This window comes from Dictyobacter aurantiacus, from assembly GCF_003967515.1.
Taxonomy (GTDB): Bacteria; Chloroflexota; Ktedonobacteria; order Ktedonobacterales; family Ktedonobacteraceae; genus Dictyobacter; species Dictyobacter aurantiacus.
In genome coordinates this window covers 2,541,564-2,565,999 of record NZ_BIFQ01000001.1, presented here as the reverse complement: position 1 = coordinate 2,565,999, position 24,436 = coordinate 2,541,564, and the positions used below count along the sequence as shown (strand labels likewise).

Sequence of the window (24,436 nt, the reverse complement as noted above, 5' to 3'; positions counted from 1 at the left end):
CGAATGTAAAAAGGAGCCACTTCATACAAAGTGACTCCAATTTATTCTTACCAGATTACAGACAACTACTTGAAAGCATACGAGAAGACATGGAGAGAGCCAACCTCAGGTAGTCTAATGCTCTGCACTGTTTTCGTGGGGTCTAGAGTAACTTCTTGATAGTAAATGTAGTTTTTCAACGTCTGTCGACCAGTATGGGTGTTTCGGTAACTCATCGTTGCTGCAATAGTAGGCACGTAACCAGGAGCATATGAATTACACCAATCGAAAAAGATCAGCTGACCCAGCTGCCACGTACCATCTGTGTATATAATAGTTACATTTTCTCCGGCAATGCCATTGCTTGATGAACCCAGGAAAGCAAGTGACTTAGCCCCGGCAGGAGGAGTGACTGCTAGCGTCTGGCCATCAGCCAGATAGTTGTCAAGCGTTCCAGCTGCCGGCCAGGGGAAACTGTAGCCATTATAACTAAAGTTTTGGCCCGCTACCAGACCTGCACTTTGCAGAGCTTGAGCTGAATAGCTGTTCCCATTGTTCCCGTCAAAGGCACCGACCGAGGTGGCATTGTCATTGGTAATACCCACATTGTTTAAGTTACCTGCATGCTCGGCAGCCGCGAAGACATGCATTTTCCCACTCGTTGTAGGCAATGGCAATTGGACACTAGAAACCGTCTTGCCAGGTTGTAGAGGTATCTCTGCTTCGTAGAGGTAATTCATGGTATTCTGTCTACCGTACGCAGTATTGCGATATGGCATGCGTGCTACTATGTAATTATATGTAGATGGATTAAAAGAGCACCAATCACTAAACGTCAACGTGTATTGCTGTGAAGTGCCATCAGTGTAGTAAATATGACCATAACCACTTGAAAATCCACCAGTCGCTGAGCCAAGGAAGGCCAGAGCGGTCGCATTTGCTACATTGTTCACAGGGATAAACTGCCCGTTCGCCACCCAGTTATCGGGGTTCGAACCACCGCCATACTTGATCGTAAAACTGGTACCGTTGATAGTGAACGGATGCAGATTATTGGGCGAACTAAGGGGAATGCCAGCGTTCTGTAATGCCTGGCTGGAATAACTGTGCCCACCACCATCCAGGTTGCCGAAGAGCGGCCCATTATCATCGGAAACCCCAACATTATCGAAGAACCCCTGCTGACCCTCAGCAATCGTATAAACATGCAACTGACCCTTACTCACGGAAGAAGGGAGGGTAACGCTGTCAACAGTTTTCGTAGGATCTATATCTGCTTCTGTATAGAACAGGTACGTGTTGACATTCTGCCGACCACCCAGTGTATTACGACCAGCCATACCAGCAAACAGGCGATTATTGAACGAAGGCGGCTGTGTAAAGCCATTGAGTGTCCAGTCGCTAAAGCCGAGTTGGAATTGCTGCTGAGTGCCATCGGAATAATTAATATAGGCTGTACCATAGGAAGGACCGCCGGTTGCCGCTCCGATAAAGCCAAGCTTCGCCGCATTTGCAATCTGGCCGACGGAGATCTGCTGTCCCTGTGCGATATAGTTATCCTGATCGCCTGGAAGGACGTCCGGCCATTTAAAGGTCATACCGTAGTTGCCGGCAAGATCATGATTATAGAGAAGCGAGTAGCCGATACCCCAGGGAAGTAATGAACTGGAGTAACTATTATGTGAACCATCAAAATTACCAGCACTCGTATAGGCATCATCGCTTAAGCCGTTGCTATTGTAAGGGCTGGTATAGCTGGCGGGACCCGCACCATACGTGAAGATATGGAGTTGTGCCTTTGTTGTAACCTTTGGCAAGGTCACGCTGAGGACCGTTTTTGTCGCATCCGTGTTTATCGCTGTATAAAACAGATATGTTTTGACATTCTGAGAGCCACCCTTACTATTGCGTGCCATCTGGGCCGAGACAATTTTGTTACTGGCAGCAACCTGACTTAAATTGCCGCCGCCCAGTGTCCAGTCGCTCAGAGTTAGCGTGTACGTCCCGGTTGTGCCATCACTATACGTTATCGTGCCGGTTCCGGTTGCTGTGCCATTGGAAGCCGCGCCGATAAAGCCGATCGTTGCTGTACTTCGACCTGAAATCGGCAATACCTGTCCACTGGCCTGCCAGTTATCAGCCTGGGTAGGATAGGTCTGATTATTGATGTTTGGCCATTGAAATGAAACGCCTTTGTACGTGAAGGGGATACCAGGCTCAATACTTGTTGCCAGCAACTGATCGAAAGAATAGCTATATCCTGCTCCATCAAAATTACCGGCCGCGGGATTAGCTTTCGCGCTAATCCCAACGTTATTAAAAGCTGGTGGTGGAGTGGTATTCGTGGTTGCCGCACGTGAATGCAGCTGTATTTGTTGTGGAGACACTGCACGAATACCCTGAGCAAGTTGTATCTTGCTTTGATAGGTGGCAACATCGCCAACAAGAGTAGGAGCCGCAGCCTTTGAGATATGAGACTGCGATGTTACGCTGACAATCGAGAAGACCGCACCAGCAATGACAATAAGTGAGAGGACGGAAGAAAGCAGTAGTTTGCTGCGCCGGCGGAAGAAGGTTGGCTGCGATCCTTCAGTAACCTCTTGCCCATGATCCGGATTCATAATATATTGTTCTCCTGATTCGGTGAATCGGTGTCTATATAAAAGTTTATAGTGTTTTAAGATCTTCAATGCACAAATAAATGTTATATAAACCCCGGTTGAAAAGTACAAGCACCATGAGAAAGACAAAAAAGCAAAGGTATATTTTTCGGGAGATAGAATACTTCCCGCAATGATGTTGATACAAGTTGGATCAGCAGCCCTTTACTCGAGAAATATTCTATGGTTTATGGATCTTAAGTGCATTAGCAAATATAACTAATATATAAATATTATGTCAATATCTCATCTATTCCTGATTTTTTATTATTTAAGGTGAATCACTGAGATACAATTTGACACAAATAAAATCAGGTAAACTGGCAAGCTCCAAATAAGAGGACATGCTAAAAGTACTACCGCCAACAAAACATGGTAGAAGCTTGACACAGACTAAAAAAAGAGATGAAAGCCTTTACGAAATTGCCAGGTATGTGGATAACGTAACATGAAGCGGAAATCAGAGAGCCTGGTTAAGTTCATCCTCCCTTCCATGGACAGAGAGCCAACCAAAAAGTCATCGTTTTGAATCTATTTATTGACATGTATTATTGATGACTTTATAGTTAATAAAGCATACACGCGTCGGAAATATCGTTATCTCCTATCTATAAACTTTAAATCAATGAAATCCATCTTGCACCAGGCGCAGCGTATGCATGCTCTCTTTTGTAGGAATCGCTTCATGATGAATACATTGCTACAAAATTCCAGATATATAATTTTTGTTTTTTTCTAGGCCTCCCGGTGGAGATCAATGGTTCATTGAACCAGGTGAAAAAATGAATATGAATGCGCAACCTGAGCAAGCCACTATCCCAACCGAACCACACACCAAAACTCCTCGTCGTCGTGGTAAGATCTTGCTCTCTTCCTTCCTGACCCTTGTGGTGCTGGCTGGTGCCGCGTTTTCAACCAGCCTGCTGATTGCACAGCACACTTCTTCTAAGGCCGCTTCGACTTCGGGATTGCATGGTGATATTGCCGCCATGCAAAAAGAAAATCAGCAGTATATGCAGTTTCTGCCACCGAGCACCTCGGGCCGTTTTAAGTCGAGTGCGATGGCCGCCAGTGTTACTCTGCCAGCCTACAATAATGTCGGTATCAGCACGACTAAAAATCTGACGGCTGCGAATTTTGATGGCGCCGGCTATAGCTACTCTTATGCCGGATTGTTTGAATCAAATCTGGAGACGAACCTGCCCTTTGCCTATGATGGCTTACAATTCAACTGGACCAATGTGAATCCGGTAACCTCACCCACCGCGGCAGATAACTGGCAGGCCAGTGGACAGGTGCTGCCGCTGAATGCGACCGGGGCGCACAAAGTTGGTTTTATCGGGTCGGCTACACATGGTTCAGCATCTGGTAATGTGCTGGTAACCTATAGCGATGGTTCCACCCAGAGCATACCGCTGGGCTTTAGCGACTGGACCCTTGGCGGTGGTACACAATCGCCCGCTTACGGCAATAGAATTGCTGATGCCCAGATGAAGCGCGATACCAGAAGCGGCGAGCAGAACGTCAAAACCTATGTGTTCTATGCCTCAATCACGCTGGACACCAGTAAAACTCCTGTTAGTGTGAAACTGCCAACCTTGACTGGCAGCGCACAGATGCACATTTTTAGTTATAGCAATAGCGTTGCTCCTGCCAATGCTTATAACAATGTTGGTATGAGCAGCGATGCCTACACGACTGCAGGTAATCTGGATGGCGCTGGTTACAGCTACTCCAGTCGAGCAAACAACTGGGGTGCAGGTTATACCATTCTGTATAATCAGGATCTCGCCGGCAATTACGCCATGCGCTTCCAGTGGCCAGATGTCCTGCCTGGCAGCCCTGATAACTATCAGGCCAACGGTCAGACGATCGCGGTCACGCCGGTGGCCGGAGCGACTAAATTAGGTTTTGTGGGTGCTGCTACCAATGGTCCTTCCTATGGCACCGCGACCATCAATTATAGCGATGGATCGCAGCAGCCATTCACGCTGGGTTTTAGTGACTGGACCCTCGACGGGTATACGCGGGCACCTTCCTTTAACAATCGCTACTTTGAGGACATGACCTATCGCAATAGCCGCAGCGGTCAGCAGAATGTCTACACCTTTTACTTTTATGCCGATGTGAACCTGCAGCCGGGCAAGACCATCACCAGTGTCACGCTGCCATCCTCTACCAATCAGGGTAAGATCCACGTCTACTCGATCGCGACTGGCGTCGCAGGCTTCTATGATAGCGTGGGTGTTACAAGTGATAATAATGAGGTTTACGGCAATTTTGATGGTGGAAACCATAGCTATTCCACCCAGGCCATGCAAAACGCTGGCGTAGTTTTCAGTTCCGCCGGTAATCTGCACCCATATCGCGTGAACGGCATTAATTTCTACATTCAGTCATCCATGAGCGGCTTCCCGGATAACTGGTTGGCCAATGGACAGCCAATCGGCGTGGCTACGGTGGCTGGAGCGAGCACGCTGGGCTTTATTGGATCCTCGGTGAATGGTGCCTCAACTGGTAACGGCTTGATTACTTATACCGATGGCACAACTCAGGCATATACACTGGGCTTTAGTGACTGGTGCGCTACAGCTCCACAGTACAACAATACGGTGGTTGCCAGCATGCCGTATCGTAACGGCGCGTATGGGCCGCAGTCGATTAAGAACAACCTGTACTATGCTGAAGTCCCAATCGAGGTGAACAAGACGATTGCCAGTGTGCAATTGCCGACCACGAGCGGTGGCCTGATGCATATCTTCGCTGTGGGTGAGCGCGTTGGCAATTATAACAACATCGGCATCAGTAATGATACTGCTACCAAACTGGCCAACTTCGATGGCAGTGGTCATAGTTACTCTGCGCAGGCTTTGCAGACTGCTGGCATCAGTGCAGGTGGAACCTATACCCATGATGGCTTCGGCTTCAAGTTTGGCACCAATGATGGTGGTACCACTTTCTCTGGCTCGCCGAATAATTATGTCGTCGTCGGCCAGACGATCGAGGAAAACCTGACTGGCGCAGGTTCTCCCACCAGTGTCGGCTTTATCCTTTCTTCCACTGGTGGTGGTGCTTCGGGAACTGCCACACTCGTCTATGTGGATGGTACAACCCAGAATATCACCTTAGGGGCACCGGACTGGTGTAACAGTGCCGCGACCGCTCAGTATCAGGTTAGTGTGGCTGCTAGCATGAGTTATCGCAATACTTTTACTGGTCAGCAGACACAAACCAACTATCTCTACTTCGCCGCTTTCACGTTGGCGAATCCAAATGTAGCTGTAGCGAAAATCGTGTTGCCGAACGGCAGTCAGCTGCACGTTTTCTCGATCGCTTACAAATAAAGCCCGCTCTTACGAGCATCAGGGACCACCTTGTAACAAAGGTGGTCCATTTTTATTGGAATGATGCGCTTCCATCAGACGACCAGTACGTCTTATAGTGTTTTGATGTCAGTTTTGGTATCAAACACGATTTTTCGCCAAAAGCAAACCCGCGCCCATCAGCCTCTAGAGCTGATGGACGCGGGTGCCAAAAATGAAAGGGTGCCAAGAGACGGATTAGATGAGGTCTGTTCATGGCATCTCTTTTCGTCCTGCTTCATGCTTCCATATCAATTCTCGTGTTAATACGTTAACTTTAAAAAGCATAAAGAATGCCTGATTTTGGCGTCAGTTTTGGCGCTTGCGCCAAAATGAAAAGCCCCTCTTTTAGTTCTTTAACGTTTGGTGTGAAGAAGAAATTTGTTTTTATTCCTAGAAAAATGTGTCAAACTCATCTTGTGATGAAAGAGATTGAGAAAGAATGTTGGATTTACTTTCATCAATAATGGCTCCCATTGCTTCATAGGTTTTCAACTGTTCTTCCGTTAATCCTTTTATCTCTAGTAATTCGGCATTTTGTAAAGAATTGCAATGCTCAATGTTTTTTACATCGCTAAGATCAGCCCCTTTAAGATTAACATTACTGAGGTTAGCTCCACTGAGGTTAGCTCCACTGAGGTTAGCTCCACTGAGGTTAGCATGGCTGAGATCGGCATGGCTGAGGTCTGCCTCGCTGAGATCGGCATTACTGAGATGGGTATGGCTAAGATTAGTATGGCTAAGATCAGCATGGCTGAGGCGTGCCCCTCTAAAAAGAGAATGGTTGATGTTTGCCCCTCTAAGGTTGGTCCAGGCAAGGTCAATTTCCCAGAGCCAGGTTCTTATGAGTTTAGTTCCACTGAGATTAGCGCCCCCGAAAAAGGCATCTCTAATCCGTGCTTGAGATAGGTTGGTTCCGCTAAGGTCAGCTTCAAATAGACGTGCATTTTCAAAACTAGCTGTTCCAATGTGTGCTCCACTGAGGTTAGCTCCACTGAGGTTAGCCTTATTGAAAAGGGCTCCATTGAGATGAGACCCACTGAGATTAATTCTGATGAGGTTAGCATCTCTGAGGTCTGCCTTGCTGAGATTGGCTTCACTAAGATTAGCTTCACTGAGATTAGCTTCACTAAGATTAGCTTCACTGAGATTAGCTTCACTGAGATCAGCTTCGCTGAGAATGGCTTTTCTTAAGAATGCTTGGGGCATCCATATCTGTTTGAGATCTGCCTTTGTGAGATACGCATTGTCTAGTTGTATGCCGGTCGCATCTAAAGTTTGAGGTTTTTTCTCTTTGAGATCACGAGCAAGAGGAAAAGCTTCTTTGAAGACAACAATGAGTGCCTGGCTCAGTGTAGTCAAAGGTATAGGGCCGTTTTGGTTTTTTGTTGGCGTAGATGTTCTCGGAAGTTGTAAATTAGCGGTGGCGAGATCAAAGGTCTGTATATAAAACGGTTTATAACCTTTACGCAGAAAGGTACGCAGGAGAATGGCTGCACCAATTTTGGCACCTTCCTTTTCATCAGCCAATCCAATTACAGCTGATTGAAATCTTTCTTCTGCTCTCTTTTCACGCTCTTCTTCTTGATTTTTTAGCCAACGTTGCTGTTCTTCGTCCCTTCTCTCACGCTCAGCTTTACGATCTGCTAAATCTCTATCTTGAGCCTCTTTGCGATCTTTAGACTCTTTATCTTGAGCTTCTTTGCGGTCTACACGCCATCGCCAGAGTCCAATAAGGCCACCGATGACCACAACAAGAGTGGAAAGGAATATGGAGGCGTTTGTTCGGATCCAACCTAGTGGATCTGGTTCATTCTGGTTCTCAAGTTGCTTGACTTCCTGTGCCAGTTTCTCTTTATTTAATGTCGTTACCGTTGGATCTTCTGTTGGGGTTGCTTGTACCGCGGGTGTACTTGGCCCTACAATTCCAAAATCTCTTTCCTGTGCACTAGCAATAGACACAGGAATACACATTATGAGCAGCGCTAAAAGTGAAATACCTGCCATGATAATATAAGTTTTCCGTATATCTCTTTTAATCCAACGCATACATAAAACTCCCACACTAAATGATCAAGTATCCCAGCAAGAAAGCTAAGCTCGTCTAATTTAGAATATCGTATTGAACATGTCAATCCGTGGTTCCACCATTTGCTTTTTAGATTTCAATAACCATTGCTATAATAATAACTTCAAAAGCATCTATTTTTCTGTTATGATATTAGAACCATCTATATTAGAAGTTATCTTCTATCCTCTATAGAATCGAGATCATTATTTATGTCAGCAAATACCACCGAGTTGGAAAAGAGGCTATGGGCCTCAGCCGACAGCTTACGAGCGAATTCTAAGCTAAGATCCTCTGAATATTCTGTTCCTGTGTTAGGTTTGATATTCCTTCGTTTCGCCGATCAGAAGTTTACGAAGGCTCAAGAGGAACTGGAACAGCACAGACCTGAGACGAGTCGCCGCCGTACCATTAGCAAACTTGATTATCAGGCCCAAGGCGTGCTCTATTTACCAGAAAATGCTCGCTTTTCTTATTTATTATCACTGCCCGAGAGCGAGGATATTGGTAAAGCTATCAATGATGCGATGAAGGCTATTGAGGCTGAGAATGATGAGTTAAGTGGAGTCTTACCAAAGACATACACACGCCTGGAGAAGGACTTACTTATTGCTTTGCTCAAAACCTTCTCAGGTATCCCAATGGATACTGAAGGTGATTTCTTTGGTAAGGTCTACGAATATTTCTTGAGCAAGTTTGCTATGTCTGAAGGACAACGTGGTGGTGAGTTTTTCACCCCAACATCTCTGGTAAAGCTTATCGTAGAAATTATTGAACCTTTCCAGGGATTGATCCTTGATCCAGCTTGCGGTTCTGGTGGGATGTTTGTGCAAAGCGCACGTTTCGTGGCCGAACACAGATTAAATCCAGGCACTGATATTTCTATTTATGGCCAGGAAAAAACATCCGAGACAGCTCGCCTCTGTCGTATGAACCTGGCAGTACACGGTCTCTCAGGTGATATCAGGCAGACCAACACTTATTATGAGAATGCGCACAATTGCACGGGCCGTTTTGACTTTGTGATGGCAAATCCTCCTTTCAATGTCAATGGTGTGGATAAAGAGAAGGTTAAGGGCGACAAACGCTACATTTTTGGCCTACCACGTGTTGACAACGCAAACTACCTATGGATTCAAGAGTTCTACACTGCCTTGAATGAACGCGGACGTGCCGGTTTTGTGATGGCCAATTCTGCTGGTGATGCCCGTGGCTCTGAGCAAGAGATCCGGACTAGACTAATTCAAGCTAATGCCGTTGATGTCATGATCTCGATCGGATCAAACTTCTTCTATACCGTTACCCTCCCTTGTACCCTCTGGTTTTTTGATAAAGGCAAGCGTACGACAGAACGCCGCGACAAAGTTCTTTTCATTGATGCTCGATCTATCTACTATCAGGTCGATCGAGCCCACCGAGATTTTACTCCTGAGCATATCGAACGCATTGCTAATATCGTTCGTCTCTATCGTGGCGAAGAGATCGAAAATCGGCAAGGCAGTCTGCCTCAGATGCAAGAGCTCTTTCCCGAAAATACTTACAAAGATATTGCTGGACTCTGCAGAGTTGCCACACTTACTGAAATCGAAGCTCAAGGTTGGAGTCTCAATCCCGGTCGCTATGTTGGTGTTGCTGAACGTGCTATTGAAGACTTTGATTTCAAAGAGAATCTGGAAACCCTAAATGAAGAGCTAAATCTTCTCAATGCTGAGTCTTATAATCTCGAGTTACTTATCAGTGAAAATATTATAAGTTTGTTGGAGGTACAGGATGAAGAGTAAAACTACTCTTGGTGAATTTGTGCTTGTGAATCCATCAGTAAAGTTGATTAAAGGGAATGAATATCCATTTGTGGAAATGGGCAATATAATACCAGGTAATCGCTATGTTAATTCATTGAATTCCCGTATATTTAATGGAGGTGGTGCGAGGTTTTGTTCTGGCGATACTCTTTTTGCAAGAATAACTCCTTGTCTTGAAAATGGGAAAATAGCTTTTTTTAAGAGCAAAGATAAAGGTGTAGGATTTGGTTCGACTGAATTTATAATATTGAGACATAGAGAAGGTATCTCGGATCCAGACTATATTTTTTATTTAGCTACGTCTGATATTGTTAGAAAGCCAGCAGAAAAAAGTATGTCTGGTTCTTCAGGTAGACAAAGAGCAGATATTAATTCTATTAAAGAAGTCGAAATATTTGCCCCTAATCTAATTGTTCAACGCAAAATAGCTTCCATCCTCTCAGCCTATGATGATTTGATTGAGAACAACACGCGCCGTATTGCTATATTAGAGGAAATTGCCCAATCATTGTACCAGGAATGGTTTGTACATTACCGTTTTCCAGGGCATGAAAAAATTAAAATGATTGAATCAGAGCTTGGGCTGATTCCTGAAGGATGGAAAGTAGTAAACTTCACTGATATGGCAGATATTTTGAGTGGAGGTACGCCTAAAACAACCATTCCAGAGTACTGGAATGGGGATATACCATTTTTTACCCCAAAAGATGCTAGCCCATCTTTGTTTGTCCTTACAACTGAAAAAAATATTACTTCGTTAGGTTTAAATGCTTGTTCAAGTAAACTGTATCCCAAAAATACTATATTTATTACTGCGAGAGGTACAGTAGGGAAAGTATTTTTGAATGCTGTTGATATGGCTATGAATCAATCATGTTATGCTCTTCAAGGTAAAGGAGGTTTTCCTCAGTATTTCTTGTTTATGCATATCAGAAATTGTATTGATCAGCTGAGACAAAATGCACATGGTGCTGTTTTTGATACCATCATTGTCGATACATTTAAACGATTAAGAGTAGTCAGTCCTTTTGATGAAACCATTAATACCTTCGTTTCTATTTTGTCACCAGTATTCGAACAAATGTTAAACCTTCTAAAGAAAAATGAAAATTTGCGTCATACACGTGACCTTTTATTACCCAAGCTTATTTCTGGAGATATGGATGTAGAGCATCTCTTTAATTTCGATAAGTTTAAAGAAAACATTGATGAATTGATACCAGTGATTAAGCGCTAAACTGCAAATACGTTAAAACTGTAAGAATGTGTGAAAGGATTCATGCAGGATGAGAGAGAACTCAGAGGATCAGCTGGTAGAGCAGCCAGCGATTGCATTGTTTGACGAGCTTGGATATGAGACGGTCAATGCGTATAGGGAGAAGTGGGGCGAGAAGGGAACGTTGGGGCGCGAGACGATGGCTGAAGTGGTGCTGGTTCCGCGATTGCGCCTGGCTTTACAGAAGCTGAATCCGGGTGCCTCTTCATCAGGACTGGAGCTTGCAATTGAGGAGCTGACGTGTTCGCGATCGGATCTGAGCCTTATTCAAGCTAATCATGAGATCTATCGGTTGCTGAAGCAGGGTGTGAAGGTCACGGTCACCAATGATGATGACGAAGAGGTTGAGGAAACAATACGTGTCATCGATTGGGGAACTCCATCAAACAATGATTTCTTACTGGTCTCGCAGATGTGGATTACGGGCCAGATCTATAAGCGGCGCACAGATCTGGTTGGCTTTGTTAATGGTCTACCATTGGTCTTCTGCGAGTTCAAGGCTTCACATAAGCGCATTGAGGATGCCTATAATAACAATTTACGGGACTATAAAAGCGCCATTCCACAGCTCTTCTGGTATAACGCCCTCCTGATTCTCTCCAATGGCACCTATAGCCGTATTGGTAGCATCACTGCGAGCTGGGAGCATTTCTTTGAGTGGAAAAAGGTCAGTAGTGAGGATGAAGAGGGAGCGATTTCGCTGGAGACGATAATCCGTGGTACTTGCGATCCAATACGCTTGCTGGATCTCGTTGAGAACTTCACGCTCTTCTCTGATGCTAGTGGTGATCTCCGGAAAATTATCGCTAAGAACCATCAATATCTGGGCGTCAATAACGCACTTGGAGCTGTGCGCGACATCCGCCATAATCAGGGCCGTCTCGGTGTCTTCTGGCATACCCAGGGGAGCGGTAAAAGCCTCTCTATGGTCTTCTTCTCTGAGAAGGTAAGACGTAAGATTGACGGTAACTGGACCTTTGTGATTGTGACCGATCGTGAAGACCTGGACAATCAGATCTACAAGACATTCGCCAGTGCTGGAGTTCTCACAGAGCCAGAAGACCAGGTACATGCTGAAAGTGGTGAGCACCTGAAGCAACTCCTGCGTGCTGACCATCGTACCGTCTTCACGTTAATCCAGAAATTCAATACGAAACAGGGCGAGACTTATCCTGAGCTCTCCCAGCGCTCCGATATTATCGTCATCACCGATGAAGCGCATCGCAGCCAGTATGATACCCTGGCCCGCAATATGCGTACCGCTTTGCCTAAAGCCGCCTTCCTTGGTTTTACTGGTACGCCACTGATGGCCGAGGGAGAAGAGGAGACACGTGAAGTCTTTGGCGATTATGTGAGTGTCTATAACTTCCGCCAGTCAATTGAGGATGGAGTGACCGTACCTCTCTACTACGAGAACCGTATCCCCGAATTGCAATTGGTCAATGCTACCTTTAATGATGACATGGAGCAGGTGATTGAAGCAGCTGGTCTGGATGAGCAGCAGGAGAAACGCTTGGAACGTGAATTCAGTCGTGAATATCATCTCTTCACCAATAATGATCGTCTGGAAAAGATCGCGCAAGATATCGTCAGGCACTTTATGGAGCGTGGCCAGCAAGGCAAAGCTATGGTCGTCTCTATAGATAAAATGACCGCGGTTCGTATGTATGACAAGGTTCAGACTCACTGGTGGCGTTATCGTGATAACTTGCAGAAGCAGCTCACCGACTGTAGTGACGATATCCAGCGTAAAGTTTTGAGCAACCAGATCGCGTATATGAATGAGACGGATATGGCGGTTGTGGTCTCCCAGGGACAGAACGAGATCGAGGATTTTAAGAAGAAAGGCCTGGATATCCTGCCTCATCGTCAACGCATGGTCAGAGATAATCTGGAGCAGAAGTTTAAGGATCCTGATAATTCCCTCCGTATTGTTTTTGTTTGCGCTATGTGGATGACGGGCTTTGACGTTCCCAGTCTCTCAACCGTTTATCTCGACAAGCCCATGCGCAACCATACGCTGATGCAGACCATTGCCCGCGCTAACCGCGTCTTCAAAGATAAAGTTAATGGCTTGATAGTTGATTATGTTGGAGTCTTTCGCAATCTCCAGAAGGCGCTGGCCATCTATGGCTCTGGTAGCGGTGGTGGCGTTCAAGAGGGTGATACGCCTGTACAGGATAAAGATGAACTTGTCGAGCAGCTCAAGCAAGCACTTGCAGAGCTCATTGCGTTTTGTCATGACCAGGGCTGTGATCCTCTTGCTATTGTCGCTTCCCACGGATTTCAACGCATCAAACTACTTAAAGATGCTGAAGATGTATTGGTCTCCAGTGACGAGAGCAAACAACGCTTTATTGCCCTCACCAGAAACGTTATCAAGCTCTATAAAGCGACACTACCGCATACCATGGCCAACGATTATGCTGCCCTGGTTGATATCTTGAATGTTTTGTTAGCTCGTATCAAACTAGACTCTAACCCTGCCGATATTAGCGCTGTGATGAAAGAAGTGGAGGACCTGGTGGGGAGTTCCATCGCGACACGCGAGTACATCATCCAGGAAGCTAAAAGCGAAGATGATCGTTATCTCAATCTCAGCGGTATCGATTTTGACGCCCTGCGCCAGAAGTTTGAGACTGCCCACAAGCATATTGAAGTTGAGAAGTTGCGCAGCTCTATCAACAACAAACTGAAGACCATGGTCAAACTTAATAAGAGCCGCATCAACTACCAGGAAAAATTCCAGCACCTCATTGATGAATATAACACTGGCAGCATGAACGTTGATATCCTATACCAGCAGCTCCTCAATTTCGTCGCCGAGGATCTCAATGTTGAAGATCAACGCCACATCGCCGAACAGCTCAGCGAAGAAGAACTGGCCGTCTTTGACTTGCTCACCCAGGATGATGTCAAGCTAAGTGATGATGAAAAAGCTCAAGTCAAAAAGCTCACACGTACCCTGCTGGAAACCCTCAAGAAAGAGAAATTGGTACTTGACTGGCGTAAAAAACAGCAAACTCGGGCAGCTGTCAAGTTGACTGTTGAGACCTTGCTAGATAACTTGTTGCCTGCAGCTTATAACAATGAAGCCTATCAAAAGCAATGTGACAACATTTACCAGCACATTTATGATTCATATTATGGACCAGGACAAAGCATATATACTAAGGTGGGATGAAGCACCTTATTGAGTGAATACGGAAACTTATGTTTTACAATTAAATCTGTTGTGCTAGGCTTATTTGAAAATATGGATATTTTTATAAATACTCTGTAATTTTCAAGGCCGACCGTCGATATTTAAGAACTAAGAAATAGTGGCAATCCATTGATCACTTTGTAGGTTAAAGACCTTAAAGTTGAGGAGTTCTTAAATGTCAGACGAATTCATGGATATTAATCACATTGAAAAAGTGAAAGATGCTCTCGAAGATGACCAGTATAACTGGCGGACTGTCGATGGCGTTGCAAATCAACTTGGCATTTCATCGGAAGACGTCCGTAAGATTATAAATGGCCAATTGAGAGATCAAGTTGTTAGAACGTATGACTCAAATCTAAACAGTGCTGTTTACACAACCAGAAAGCACTATGGAGAGAAAGAAAGTACTCTTAACCGTCTATTGTCTGCATTTACCAATCGAGTAGTATAACAAATCCGAAATAAATGTATAGTATGAAAGGTTTGAGAGTGATGATTGATACGTGGCAAGTAGTTGCTGTTGCTTTCGGCGGGCTTGTTGGTGGTTGCCTGGTGGTTTATGCAGATGTAAAAGAACTAGAAAAAATCCCTGTTGAACAACGACCAGTCAATGCAAAAAGATTCCTCGACCTCACAAGAGACGGATTCTTTCTATGTAAATTTGTTGTATATGTTTGCATAAGTATTATTGTGCCTCCGCTAGCTTTATTAAGTAATATGAGCGTGACACCTTTTACCGCTATTTGGCTTGGAGCATCTGTACCCTCGCTTATTAAGACAGGTTTTTCGTCTGTAAATACTAACCCAAAGAATATAGGAGCTTAAAGAGAAGCTCATAGAGGTTACTTCTATGAGCTTCTCTTTAAGCTCAAGTTTTTGAAATTAAACCTTTTTGATAAAGCGCTTGCTCCGTATGCCTGACTCCCAACGTCAATGCTGGTGCTGCAGCTTTGATTGCTTTATAGACAATGTGGTTAGGATCATATCGGCTAAATATGTCATCTAACCTTTCTTGGAAAGAAACCTGTTTACCATCTCCGTTGGTGGTCATATCGCAATAAGTGAGGGCATCTGCAATAAGGGAATGCTCACGAGGGATTTTTTTCAGTTCTGGTAAGATGCCTCTGAGTTCTGCTTCGAACGTTGACTCAGAATGGTAGGCGACTAATGATGCTAACCTGTACTGATTGCAAGAGCGTAAATAACAGGCACCATCTATTGGGTGGAAGCCTGTTTTTTGTAGGGATGGTGCATAACCAATGTCATGCAAGTAAGCTGCAGCGATCAAGAGATTTTTATCCTCTTCTTCGTTGAAAATTGCGCTTACCCATTTGGCCTGCTCGACAACCCCCTGGACATGGAGCCAGCGATTGCCTAAGGATGATAGCAGTGATGTCGCTTGCTCTTCTGCCCATTTCTGAATCTCCATCCTAAAGCCCTTCCCAGAGGCTCACAATCACGCGCGCCTCGATCCCTTTTAACTGTGCCACTTCGTCACTGCCATCCATACTGCTCACTTTTACATGCACCTGGTCAAGGCTTATTCCTAATCCGTCGGCAATATTGTGCTGCATTTCTGGTATGCGTTTTTTCATCCGCGGCTGTTCACCACATAAGATGGTGACATCGACATTGCTGATAAGTAAGTTTTTTGCCTCTATCAACCGATGCCTGATGTCCGGCAGATATTCAATGGATCTGACTCCTGTTTCTCCTTTATCTGGAAACCAGTCATCAATGTCACCAGTATTCGTGGCTCCTGCCAGAGCCATGACCAGGGCATGGGCAACGACGTCGCCGTCGCTCCTTTTCGTATTCGGACCTTTTGAAAAGTTCTCAAATGCCACACCGGCCAGTACCAGCTGGCGGCCCTCAGCGAATGCATGGAAATCTGATGCGAATGAGAGACGCTGTTTTTTTGCCAGGAGCATGGCCACCTCGTGGGCTAGCTGATTTTTTGTAGCTTCATCTATCGTATTCATCGACTAGCTCCTTCATCAATATCATATGAATAGGTATATTCGTGTAGTGCCGCGTTGGCGATAATATGAGAGTATTCAAACAGCGTTCCGTCCTTGGCCCATACCCAGCGATCCATATCTGTTACTGTCTGAGACCTGGGAATGTTCAGCAAATGAGCTTCTTCGGCAGTTGGAGGGCGCATATCTAATTTTTCGAACGCTTTGGCCGCAATAGTCCCAGTGTGCTCTCGAAGCCATTTGAATAATGGTGTGTAACCTTCATCTTTACCCAGCAGATCACCCGCTAGGGATGCTAAGTAGTAGCTGTCTAGAATACGATATGGCACCTTGTCTACGATGTGGACCCTGTAGCGCCGAAGCAATTTTGTATCTGGCGTTATTTGCATTTTCTCCGCCAGGTCATCATCAGCTGGTACGATAGAAGATGGCTCAATGAAGCGCACAAGTGTTTGGCGGCCTTGAGCTTCCATTGCTCGTATAAATGAACCGGCCCTTTTTAACTCCAGTGCAGGCGCTTTCGAGGCGAGTGGTGAAGCCGGGCCGATAGTAACTTTTGCGCTGGGAGTGCGTATAAAAACGCCACCTCTCGGTACAATGTCAATCGCATTTTCCGCCTGGAGCCTCTGCAAAGCACCTCTAATTGTTGCTCTACTTACATTTAATTCTTCGGTTAGTTCTCTCTCGGATGGAAGTTGCTGGCCAGCAGTGTATATCCCTCGTTCGATTCGATGCAGTAGTTCTGCTACCACCTCATCGATTTTTGTGTCCTTCTCTTTCGCCATTTCTATACATACGCTCCTTTATTTGTTGTGGTATGTACCACAGGTTAATCACAGTGTAACATACTCACCCCATTAAATCACCATTAATTTTAACTAACTTTGAATTTTGGTACGGACCAGCATTGACTTTTTGGTACGGACCAGTGTATTATTGGATCGTACCAGTGAAATATTACTGGACAGTACCTATACAAGTGGACTAAGCGGGTATGTTCCGCTCCCTATAGAAGCCGCTACTGAACACATTAGGGACATGTGAAGAGGCGACACAACTAATCTTGCGCCAGCTAACCTTATCAATGGCTCTGAAGGCCCAAACGCAAGTCTAACCTTCTAACAGTGGTAAGGGACAGGATAGAACGGATCGAGACGTTTAGGCCCTATGTCCAGTGTGTGAATGAGAGTTGAAGAGCGCCATATGTTGAAAAGCAGTGGTAGCGCTCACGGTAGCAGACGGCGGGGCCGTCTCATACAAGCTCAGGCAGATACCTGGAAAGGAGGGCAGATAGAGGGTAGCTGTGCCGCTTGTGAAATTGTATGCGAAGGTTGATATTCTGCTCATCGTGCTTTCCGGTGGGGTGAGCAGCCATGAGCCTTAGCATTTGCGCTTTGGTTTGTCATTTTCAATGAAGGAGACCCTTTCTACTATGGCTGATGAATTGTCCGTGAAAAATGCCGCTCAGCTGGCGACGTTCGTGCGCGAAGAGGACCTGGAAGACCTGGAGAAACTGAGCAAAGACCTGGAAGATATGGCGCATAAAGCCCGGGAGGATGGCCGTATCTATCTGCTCCAGCAGTACATCCGACTCACCGCCATCATTAACCCTGAGATCGACCGCATTAAGCGCCGCTTCCAGCGCGAGAACCTGGCTTTTTTACGCAAGGAAGAGAAGCGCTTGAAGAAGGAGGCCAAGGGCAAAAGAGAGGAGGAGATCTAACCCTTATTCGACCTGTAGGAGGCGTAAATCGTTGCCAATCACCACACCTGCGTGGTGATGTCGTGGGGAGCCGTGGCGATCACATGGGCTTGTCATGGGGCGTTCGAGCACGATTTACGCCTCTTCTTTGTCTGTAGCTGCGGATTAATGATCAAAAAAGCATTAATCCTGCCGCGCCTCCACGAAATCACGTGGCCTATCCACGAAATGAAAGTGAGAAATATGCATGCCATTAAATGAGTATGAAGGATCGCTGATACCGCCGCCGCCAGTGCCGCCTTCATCAGATACCGAACCCCTACAGAAACAAAATGGCCGCGCCCACGGTCAAGCGAATGGGCACCAGGCGGTGCCGAATACGCCGCCACCACAACCGCCATCCTCTCCTGCGGCACCGCCAAAGCCAGGCATCTTTGATGGCCTCAAAACCTGGTGGCAGCGCAGTGAGCATGGATCATCTGGCAGTTCAAACGGGACTGCACAGGCAGCAGCACCACCGCAGCGGGAGAGGGAAGCACCGCCACCAGACCAGCGCAGCGCCATCGAGAAGATGCGCGACAAGGTGGCGGAATTCGATGAGGACTACAAGGATATCGGCGAGCGTATCCTGGGTGGCTTTACACAGCTGGTTGGCTATGCTGGACCGTTCCTCTTGATGGCCTGGATTGGCTCTGATTTAGGCAAGTTCTTTACTCCCACCATGGATATGGTGCCCGCATACGGCCTGGCCTTTACGATTGAAGGTGTCATCGCTTCCTGTACTGTGGCGATGGGGCGTGCCTTTGCGGAGTTATCTTCAGGGAAGCCAAACTTCGGACGAACGGCGATGGTGGTGCTGATCTGGCTGATCTTGAATTCCTCATCTGCCTTTGGTCTCTATCTGGTGATCACCCATAACAACCAGATCGCGCAGGGTTCTATTGAGCAATTGAGTATGGTCATTCGTGTGATTGCGGTTGCCCTGGCCGACCTGGGTTGTAGCGCCGTGCTGATGTTCAAAGGCCGATCACTGCAAAAGCACATCGAATCCATTCGCAAACGAGCGACGGCGATCGGGGAACTGGCAGACGCGCAGCGCTCGATTGAGGAAGCAGATAAAAACGCTGAGCTGCGTGAGCAGATGATGAAGTCCACGCTCCAGATCCAGGAAGACCTGTCCACGAAAATTGGAGAGGCCGTGAGCATGGTGATGACCTCGATTCTTGAGAAGATGGAAAAGGCGCTCAAGGATGACGAGAAAAACGAACGCGGATATGGTCGCCGCTAAGAAGAGGAAGGAGGGCACACGACCATGAAGATGACAGAAAAGGACATCCTCCGTTTATTCCTGGCCAGGCGTGAGAACTATGCCGTCACCTCGCTGGCGCATCTGAAAGGTCGTGTGTACACGCTGGTGATGAACGGTGAGCACTACAAAGCAGTGATGCTCCAGAACTCGTTCCAGTTCTATGAAAAGCGCTATCACGTCGCCAGGGATGTACCATCACTGGTGATCTGCTATGAGCACAATACGGTCCTGCCGGTGGCGGTGCTCTCGTTACGCGCTGGGAACTATGCCCAGCCGTACGAGCTTCCGGCGGAGATCTCCGATGTGGAAGCCCAGCGCTTCAGCAAAACGGGGAGCCAGGTGCTCTTAGGGATGTATATGTGTGGCGTCAAATCAGCGCAGACCCTCATCAATACCCATCTTCCGCCCACCACGCGCCAGCGCTACCTCACGAGAGCCAAGGCGCTGGGCAAACGCACGCGAGGAAAGCCTGTTGGGAATCTTCCAGTTCAGGCAACCTCATAACCTCTCTATAGTGTCTTTTCCCTATCGATGCAAAGCAGGCCCTGCCTGCGGAAAGGATCCATGATGTCACCGTTGTTGCTTGGTGCTCTCAGCATCTTTATTATCCTGTTTGTGTTCCTGGCCATCGGCAATAAAAAGGACACGATTAGCTGGCTCATCGTACTTCTGGGTGTTGTTGCGATTGTGCTGATCCTGCTGCACTTTAACGATCTCAATCACCTGGCGGTAATCTGGCGATCAAAGTTTCCCTTCTGGGATGTGTCGATCGCCCAAAAGTAAAAAGCGCGGTTCTCTGTTCCATTTTGCCAAACGTCAGAGAAACCGCGATGGTCGTTTGTTCATTCACAATCCCATATGCTCACGGAGAGTATACCATACTTGGCGGGCATATGGGATTTATTGTGTGGAAATGGAGGTCCACATGCGTTCCTTTGGTTCTACTCTCCTAATTCTCCTGGTTGTGGCCGTGGGTGGCTATATCGCCTTAGGCTCGCTGCAGCCATCCAAAGCCGTCACATCTACACCACTGCCTTCCCAAACAACGGTGCTCACGTCGGATCGTCTCGTGGGTCCACCCAGTGTCACCGCGGCGTTTATGAACACGATCCTTGAGCAGGCTGGCTCCCCGGCGAAAGGCCTCGGGTCTAGTTTGTATGAGTTGGGCAAGGAAACGGGCATTGACCCCGTGTATGCCCTGGCTTTTTTCCACCATGAAAGCTCATTTGGCTTGCGCGGTGTCGCGGCAACGACGCATAGCCTGGGCAATATCCGTTGCACCGCCGGGTGGACGTGCGATCCAAGCGGTGGTTATCGCTCCTATGAGACCTGGATCTTAGGCGCGGAAGATTGGTTCAATCTAATGCAGCATGTGTATATCGACCAGGGATTAGATACGGTCACGAAGATCATTCCCAAGTACGCGCCGACGGCAGACCACAACGACGAGCATGCCTATATCCAAGCGGTGTGTGATGATGTCGCTCGCTGGCGAGCAGGGCAGGTGTAGCTATGAAAAACACCCTTCCGCTCACTTATCAATCTGACCAGGTCTGTTTTATGTGCCATCCCGTTCATGATCATGACCAGGTCGTCCTCTGTTCGTTCCATGCGCTGCTCTTTTCAGCGCGCCTCTTCTGTTTCCTGGTGCGAACGCGGCAGCTGAGGAGGTGGGCACGATGATGATAATCTACCTTTGGGCAATCCTCTTCTTCCTGGTGATGTTCGGGCAAAGCGCCTTACTGATCTGGTATTCCTGGCCAGTGATCCGGCGTATGGTGCATTGCCCCTGGTGCTGGCAATCCTGCCACATCATGAAGCACTACCCCGCTCGCTGGTCTTCGTCCATGTGTCCACATCACGCGCAACGCATTCGGGCGCAGCTGGCGCTCAGGCGTGTGCAGCGCCTGGCGCATTCCTGAGAGGAGGTCAGATGACAGGATCGCTAGCGACTTTTGGCTATACCGATACACGGACCTTGCACGAGCTGCAGTGGGCGATGCGCGTCAATCCGTACGCCGTGATCATCGATACGCGCCTGGTGCCGTATTGTTCCTGGTCTTCGACTTGGCAACGCCAGTCTTTAGAAGTGGACTGGGGCCAGCGCTACATCTGGCGAGGTGGCTGGTTAGGCAATGTCAATCATGCTGATCCGAAGAAGTCGATCCAGTTGGCGCATAAGCAGCAAGGTATTGCCTGGCTTGTGCGTCAGTTGGAGCGAGGTTTGACGTTGATCTTATTGTGCGGCTGTCAGCAGTATGAGCGCTGCCATCGCAAAGTGATTTACGATCTGGTGAAGGTCCAGTTGGGTGCGCGATTGCATGATTTCCAGTTAGGACAACCAGTGCTGACGCCCCAAGGGCCGGGCATCATTGATCCGACCATTCCCCTTGATGTCCACCGCGCTCGCAACCGCTATGCGGTACATTTCCCGCGCTACCACCCGCAGCGCCATTTCTTCCCTGATGAGTTGTCCCCTATATGCTGAAGTATGTTCACATGAATATTCACAATGGCTCTCAAATACGCTTTGAGGGCCATTGTCTAGAGGTGAATGCTTATGAAACAAACGCCTGCCTTTGATGGTTTCTGTCAGACCTGCCCTGATCCCCAGGAGGTGACAAACGCCCTGGAGCCGCTAGGGTTGTCTCTTCATTTCCAGTTGGATGCTCAACACTCCTATAACCTGCCCGATCTGCCTGCGCAATATCATTATCGCGATGTCCATGGCACGGAAGTTATGTTCCTGGCTGGTACAGATCATCCTGAAGTTGGAACTCGCTTCCCTGCGCACCAGTCTCGCTGGTGGGTGATCTGCGGTTCCAGTCCTTTTGCTTTCAACCTGGTCGCGCAAGAACTGGCATCCCGTTGGGGTATTCCCTGGCAGGATGATCAGGAGATGGATACACACTCTGTTGCTTAGTTTGCCTGAAAGGATATCACGCGATGGATATCTGCCAGAGCTGTCTTCAGCTCAAACCTTGTCAACGCTACCGACGGTTCCTCAAAGGGGCCGTCATTTTTGTCTACTTCTGTCGTGCCTGTGTCTCCCAGAAAGGAACGATCCATGCGTAAACGTGAACTACTTCCTGATAACTATCACATGGCAATTGTTGAAATTCACCAGCGTTTTTATCCTGTTCTGACGAGCAAAGATGGTCAGGAGTTGACCTCTTTCACTGAACTCTTCTGGTCGACAGAAAATAGCCATGGTATACCCACTGCGCTAGGCCCCCGCCATACAACGGGCCTCATCTCATTTCCCACTTATGCCGATGCCATCAATTTCTGTCACCGGAAGCGGGAAGCATCGAAACTTTGTGTTCAATGGGAAGCTGAAGCGACCCGCTGTGAGGTTTATCCTGAGCGCAATGCCTGGTATGCGGATGAAATCCAAGCTCTGACAGGGGAAGCTCCTCGTATCCGTCGTTTCTCCTTTGAGGTCCAGGCGATTGTGACCTGCAAGGATGGAATCGTCTACGGTGTTGATGCGCTCACGATCGATGAGGCTATGATCCGGTTGTATGAGAGCGTTGCTCATGGCCTTTCTTCCGAACACACTGGCGAGCACCAGGTGATGCTCCTTGAAGCATTGTTTTGAAATGGAGTGACTGCTATGCGTATGAACCTCCGCCAATTCATGGTGTTTGTCTGTGATGTGATGGTGTGCGTGTGGATGTTTTCCGCATTTATGCAACAGACACCAACTCCTGGCGCCTGGGCCATCCTGAGTTTTTGCGCCTTTCTGGTATTGATCGGGATCGGCATCTACCTGTTTGCCAATTTCATGATTGAGGCGATTCTGGATTAGATGCCTCATGACAACTATTGCCTTCACCGCAGTTGCGGGAAGGGCTTTTTTTGTAGAGCAGGCCTTTTCGTTACGACCAGCCGAAAAGGCCTGACATTTTATCCTGCTGACACAGCAAGAGAAAAGAGGATGTTTCATGACAACAGACGCTTGTATTCCGCAGTCTTTGATCGCGTTACTCAATCAGGAGCGAGGGTTGGGGCCGGTTCGTCAGATAGATGATCTGCAAGCGAGGCTCCAGCGGCGCGGTACTATTATGCAGCAGCTTCACCAGATCGAAGAGGCCGTTCGCGATGTTCAACGACAGCTGCGTACGCTCCCGCACCTGCCGCCGCTGAAGTGTATCCAGTGGGCACAAGCGATTCAGGCTCTGCCGAACCTGGCCTTTCTGGAAGTGGATACGACCGGCTTGTATGAGGATGCTGAAATTATTCGCCTGGTGGTGATGAGTATTCATGGGGAAACGCTTCTTGATCGACTGGTCACGCCATCACGACCACTATCCCGCCAAATAGCCACAATCACCGGCATCGAGCAGATAGAACTTCAGACAGCTGGTATTCCGATCACCGATGCACTCAACCAGCTACGGCAGGCCATTCGAGGGACGTACATCCTCTCCTACAATCTGGAGTTCGATGAAGGCAAACTCAGGGAGGCCGTCCAGCGCCATCAGCTGGATGACATCACCATCATCGGAGAAGATTTGATGGCGCGAGCCATGAGCTACCTGCAGCTCTCCTCCTATCCCAAGCTGGAACATCTCTGTAAGCAGATTGGCCAGCCACTGCCACCACAGTCACAGCAGACGGCACTTGACCGCGCTCGTGGTCAGATCGCCGTCCTGAATGCTATGGCGAATGCCATGCTCACCGCACCAGGTACCCCAATTGCACAGAGCACCGATACCGATGAAGATGACGAGCGCGATGAGCACCCCTTTTAGTCGTACTGAGCAGAACAGTTTTACCTCCTCTTTGAAAGGAGCTGACCCGTGTTTAAAAGTATCCTTGATCTGTATCGTTCGCCGTCAACCGGTGAGTTATCACCACTGGAGCGCGATCCCAACGTGTGTTGTGGATGTGATGAACCCTACTGTGATGGCTGTGGATCGTGCCACACGCCAGGCTGCCGCTATGTGCGCGTCGTCTGTGCCCAGGCGCAAGATGCAATCATGAATGTTCCTAGAGGCAGTGAGCCGCCGCCACGCCGCCGCTGGTTTTAGTCAGAAGGTCCTCATAGCAGTTGCTATGAGGGCTTTTTCTTTCCTTGTGAGTTGG

The 24,436-nt window shown here is 47.6% G+C and carries 23 protein-coding genes; 18 read left to right on the top strand and 5 right to left on the bottom strand.

What is annotated here, in order from left to right; translation table 11 throughout:
- Positions 1-65: 65 nt before the first annotated feature.
- A complete protein-coding gene (locus tag KTT_RS10395) occupies positions 66-2,600 on the bottom strand; it encodes a beta-sandwich domain-containing protein (protein WP_126595909.1) in 2,535 nt (844 codons plus the stop codon).
- 821 nt (positions 2,601-3,421) lie between these two features.
- Here KTT_RS10395 and KTT_RS10390 point away from each other — a divergent pair.
- Positions 3,422-5,983 carry a beta-sandwich domain-containing protein gene (locus KTT_RS10390; protein ID WP_126595908.1) on the top strand — a complete coding sequence of 854 codons (2,562 nt, stop codon included), beginning with the start codon at positions 3,422-3,424 and terminating at the stop codon, positions 5,981-5,983.
- Between the two features lie 411 nt (positions 5,984-6,394).
- Here the strand turns inward: KTT_RS10390 and KTT_RS10385 are convergent, their stop codons facing one another.
- Entirely contained in the window at positions 6,395-8,050 is a 1,656-nt protein-coding gene (locus KTT_RS10385; RefSeq protein WP_126595907.1) for a pentapeptide repeat-containing protein, read from the bottom strand.
- A gap of 231 nt (positions 8,051-8,281) precedes the next feature.
- On the opposite strand from KTT_RS10385, the gene KTT_RS10380 reads away from it, so the two are divergent.
- From KTT_RS10380 to KTT_RS10360, 5 genes are all read left to right on the top strand, one after another.
- Positions 8,282-9,850 (top strand): type I restriction-modification system subunit M, encoded by a 1,569-nt coding sequence (locus KTT_RS10380; RefSeq protein WP_126595906.1) that lies wholly within the window; start codon positions 8,282-8,284, stop codon positions 9,848-9,850.
- Entirely contained in the window at positions 9,840-11,108 is a 1,269-nt protein-coding gene (locus tag KTT_RS10375) for a restriction endonuclease subunit S (protein ID WP_126595905.1), read from the top strand. Before KTT_RS10380 ends, KTT_RS10375 begins: the two co-directional genes overlap by 11 nt.
- 49 nt (positions 11,109-11,157) lie before the next feature.
- Complete coding sequence (locus KTT_RS10370; RefSeq protein ID WP_126595904.1) at positions 11,158-14,331, top strand: type I restriction endonuclease subunit R; 3,174 nt, start codon at positions 11,158-11,160, stop codon at positions 14,329-14,331.
- Between the two features lie 196 nt (positions 14,332-14,527).
- Positions 14,528-14,806, top strand: coding sequence for a hypothetical protein (locus tag KTT_RS10365; protein WP_126595903.1), 279 nt, complete (start codon positions 14,528-14,530; stop codon positions 14,804-14,806).
- A gap of 41 nt (positions 14,807-14,847) precedes the next feature.
- A complete protein-coding gene (locus tag KTT_RS10360) occupies positions 14,848-15,180 on the top strand; it encodes a hypothetical protein (protein WP_126595902.1) in 333 nt (110 codons plus the stop codon).
- Between the two features lie 43 nt (positions 15,181-15,223).
- Here KTT_RS10360 and KTT_RS10355 read toward each other — a convergent pair whose 3' ends face one another.
- From KTT_RS10355 to KTT_RS10345, 3 genes are read right to left on the bottom strand one after another with little or no spacing between them, the layout of a single operon-like run.
- The gene (locus KTT_RS10355; protein WP_126595901.1) at positions 15,224-15,784 is read right to left on the bottom strand and encodes an HD domain-containing protein; all 561 of its coding nucleotides are present in this window, start codon (positions 15,782-15,784) and stop codon (positions 15,224-15,226) included.
- A 1-nt stretch (position 15,785) separates the two neighbouring features.
- Positions 15,786-16,337, bottom strand: a complete 552-nt coding sequence (locus KTT_RS10350; RefSeq protein ID WP_126595900.1) for a 2-C-methyl-D-erythritol 2,4-cyclodiphosphate synthase — start codon at positions 16,335-16,337, stop codon at positions 15,786-15,788.
- The gene (locus KTT_RS10345) at positions 16,334-17,119 is read right to left on the bottom strand and encodes a GntR family transcriptional regulator (protein WP_126595899.1); all 786 of its coding nucleotides are present in this window, start codon (positions 17,117-17,119) and stop codon (positions 16,334-16,336) included. The genes KTT_RS10350 and KTT_RS10345 overlap by 4 nt, the downstream gene beginning before the upstream one ends.
- A 647-nt stretch (positions 17,120-17,766) precedes the next feature.
- On the opposite strand from KTT_RS10345, the gene KTT_RS10340 reads away from it, so the two are divergent.
- The 12 genes from KTT_RS10340 (at position 17,767) to KTT_RS10285 (ending at position 24,381) form a co-directional block, all read left to right on the top strand.
- Positions 17,767-18,057: a hypothetical protein gene (locus tag KTT_RS10340; RefSeq protein WP_126595898.1), complete on the top strand. Its 291-nt coding sequence runs from the start codon at positions 17,767-17,769 to the stop codon at positions 18,055-18,057.
- A gap of 226 nt (positions 18,058-18,283) precedes the next feature.
- Entirely contained in the window at positions 18,284-19,324 is a 1,041-nt protein-coding gene (locus tag KTT_RS10335) for a hypothetical protein (protein ID WP_126595897.1), read from the top strand.
- Between the two features lie 24 nt (positions 19,325-19,348).
- Positions 19,349-19,849: a hypothetical protein gene (locus tag KTT_RS10330; protein WP_126595896.1), complete on the top strand. Its 501-nt coding sequence runs from the start codon at positions 19,349-19,351 to the stop codon at positions 19,847-19,849.
- 60 nt (positions 19,850-19,909) lie between these two features.
- The gene (locus tag KTT_RS10325; RefSeq protein ID WP_126595895.1) at positions 19,910-20,128 is read left to right on the top strand and encodes a hypothetical protein; all 219 of its coding nucleotides are present in this window, start codon (positions 19,910-19,912) and stop codon (positions 20,126-20,128) included.
- A 142-nt stretch (positions 20,129-20,270) separates the two neighbouring features.
- Entirely contained in the window at positions 20,271-20,855 is a 585-nt protein-coding gene (locus KTT_RS10320) for a glucosaminidase domain-containing protein (RefSeq protein ID WP_160145778.1), read from the top strand.
- 169 nt (positions 20,856-21,024) lie between these two features.
- Positions 21,025-21,267: a hypothetical protein gene (locus KTT_RS10315; RefSeq protein ID WP_126595893.1), complete on the top strand. Its 243-nt coding sequence runs from the start codon at positions 21,025-21,027 to the stop codon at positions 21,265-21,267.
- An 11-nt stretch (positions 21,268-21,278) separates the two neighbouring features.
- A complete protein-coding gene (locus KTT_RS10310) occupies positions 21,279-21,833 on the top strand; it encodes a DUF488 family protein (RefSeq protein WP_126595892.1) in 555 nt (184 codons plus the stop codon).
- A 72-nt stretch (positions 21,834-21,905) separates the two neighbouring features.
- On the top strand, positions 21,906-22,268 hold the full coding sequence (locus KTT_RS10305) for a hypothetical protein (RefSeq protein WP_126595891.1): 363 nt from the start codon (positions 21,906-21,908) through the stop codon (positions 22,266-22,268).
- Positions 22,269-22,412: 144 nt separating this feature from the next.
- Positions 22,413-22,946, top strand: coding sequence for a hypothetical protein (locus KTT_RS10300; protein ID WP_126595890.1), 534 nt, complete (start codon positions 22,413-22,415; stop codon positions 22,944-22,946).
- Between the two features lie 15 nt (positions 22,947-22,961).
- The gene (locus tag KTT_RS10295; RefSeq protein ID WP_126595889.1) at positions 22,962-23,156 is read left to right on the top strand and encodes a hypothetical protein; all 195 of its coding nucleotides are present in this window, start codon (positions 22,962-22,964) and stop codon (positions 23,154-23,156) included.
- Positions 23,157-23,292: 136 nt separating this feature from the next.
- Entirely contained in the window at positions 23,293-24,102 is an 810-nt protein-coding gene (locus tag KTT_RS10290) for a hypothetical protein (protein WP_126595888.1), read from the top strand.
- A 48-nt stretch (positions 24,103-24,150) separates the two neighbouring features.
- Positions 24,151-24,381, top strand: coding sequence for a hypothetical protein (locus KTT_RS10285; protein ID WP_126595887.1), 231 nt, complete (start codon positions 24,151-24,153; stop codon positions 24,379-24,381).
- Positions 24,382-24,436 lie beyond the last annotated feature (55 nt).

Excerpts from the sequence above, each read along its gene's own strand:
- KTT_RS10395 (WP_126595909.1), bottom strand. The coding sequence starts at position 2,600 with ATGAATCCGGATCATGGGCAAGAGGTTACTGAAGGATCGCAGCCAACC.
- KTT_RS10390 (WP_126595908.1), top strand. The coding sequence starts at position 3,422 with ATGAATATGAATGCGCAACCTGAGCAAGCCACTATCCCAACCGAACCA.
- KTT_RS10385 (WP_126595907.1), bottom strand. The coding sequence starts at position 8,050 with ATGCGTTGGATTAAAAGAGATATACGGAAAACTTATATTATCATGGCA.
- KTT_RS10380 (WP_126595906.1), top strand. The coding sequence starts at position 8,282 with ATGTCAGCAAATACCACCGAGTTGGAAAAGAGGCTATGGGCCTCAGCC.
- KTT_RS10375 (WP_126595905.1), top strand. The coding sequence starts at position 9,840 with ATGAAGAGTAAAACTACTCTTGGTGAATTTGTGCTTGTGAATCCATCA.
- KTT_RS10370 (WP_126595904.1), top strand. The coding sequence starts at position 11,158 with ATGAGAGAGAACTCAGAGGATCAGCTGGTAGAGCAGCCAGCGATTGCA.
- KTT_RS10365 (WP_126595903.1), top strand. The coding sequence starts at position 14,528 with ATGTCAGACGAATTCATGGATATTAATCACATTGAAAAAGTGAAAGAT.
- KTT_RS10360 (WP_126595902.1), top strand. The coding sequence starts at position 14,848 with ATGATTGATACGTGGCAAGTAGTTGCTGTTGCTTTCGGCGGGCTTGTT.
- KTT_RS10355 (WP_126595901.1), bottom strand. The coding sequence starts at position 15,784 with ATGGAGATTCAGAAATGGGCAGAAGAGCAAGCGACATCACTGCTATCA.
- KTT_RS10350 (WP_126595900.1), bottom strand. The coding sequence starts at position 16,337 with ATGAATACGATAGATGAAGCTACAAAAAATCAGCTAGCCCACGAGGTG.
- KTT_RS10345 (WP_126595899.1), bottom strand. The coding sequence starts at position 17,119 with ATGGCGAAAGAGAAGGACACAAAAATCGATGAGGTGGTAGCAGAACTA.
- KTT_RS10340 (WP_126595898.1), top strand. The coding sequence starts at position 17,767 with ATGGCTGATGAATTGTCCGTGAAAAATGCCGCTCAGCTGGCGACGTTC.
- KTT_RS10335 (WP_126595897.1), top strand. The coding sequence starts at position 18,284 with ATGCCATTAAATGAGTATGAAGGATCGCTGATACCGCCGCCGCCAGTG.
- KTT_RS10330 (WP_126595896.1), top strand. The coding sequence starts at position 19,349 with ATGAAGATGACAGAAAAGGACATCCTCCGTTTATTCCTGGCCAGGCGT.
- KTT_RS10325 (WP_126595895.1), top strand. The coding sequence starts at position 19,910 with ATGATGTCACCGTTGTTGCTTGGTGCTCTCAGCATCTTTATTATCCTG.
- KTT_RS10320 (WP_160145778.1), top strand. The coding sequence starts at position 20,271 with ATGCGTTCCTTTGGTTCTACTCTCCTAATTCTCCTGGTTGTGGCCGTG.
- KTT_RS10315 (WP_126595893.1), top strand. The coding sequence starts at position 21,025 with ATGATGATAATCTACCTTTGGGCAATCCTCTTCTTCCTGGTGATGTTC.
- KTT_RS10310 (WP_126595892.1), top strand. The coding sequence starts at position 21,279 with ATGACAGGATCGCTAGCGACTTTTGGCTATACCGATACACGGACCTTG.
- KTT_RS10305 (WP_126595891.1), top strand. The coding sequence starts at position 21,906 with ATGAAACAAACGCCTGCCTTTGATGGTTTCTGTCAGACCTGCCCTGAT.
- KTT_RS10300 (WP_126595890.1), top strand. The coding sequence starts at position 22,413 with ATGCGTAAACGTGAACTACTTCCTGATAACTATCACATGGCAATTGTT.
- KTT_RS10295 (WP_126595889.1), top strand. The coding sequence starts at position 22,962 with ATGCGTATGAACCTCCGCCAATTCATGGTGTTTGTCTGTGATGTGATG.
- KTT_RS10290 (WP_126595888.1), top strand. The coding sequence starts at position 23,293 with ATGACAACAGACGCTTGTATTCCGCAGTCTTTGATCGCGTTACTCAAT.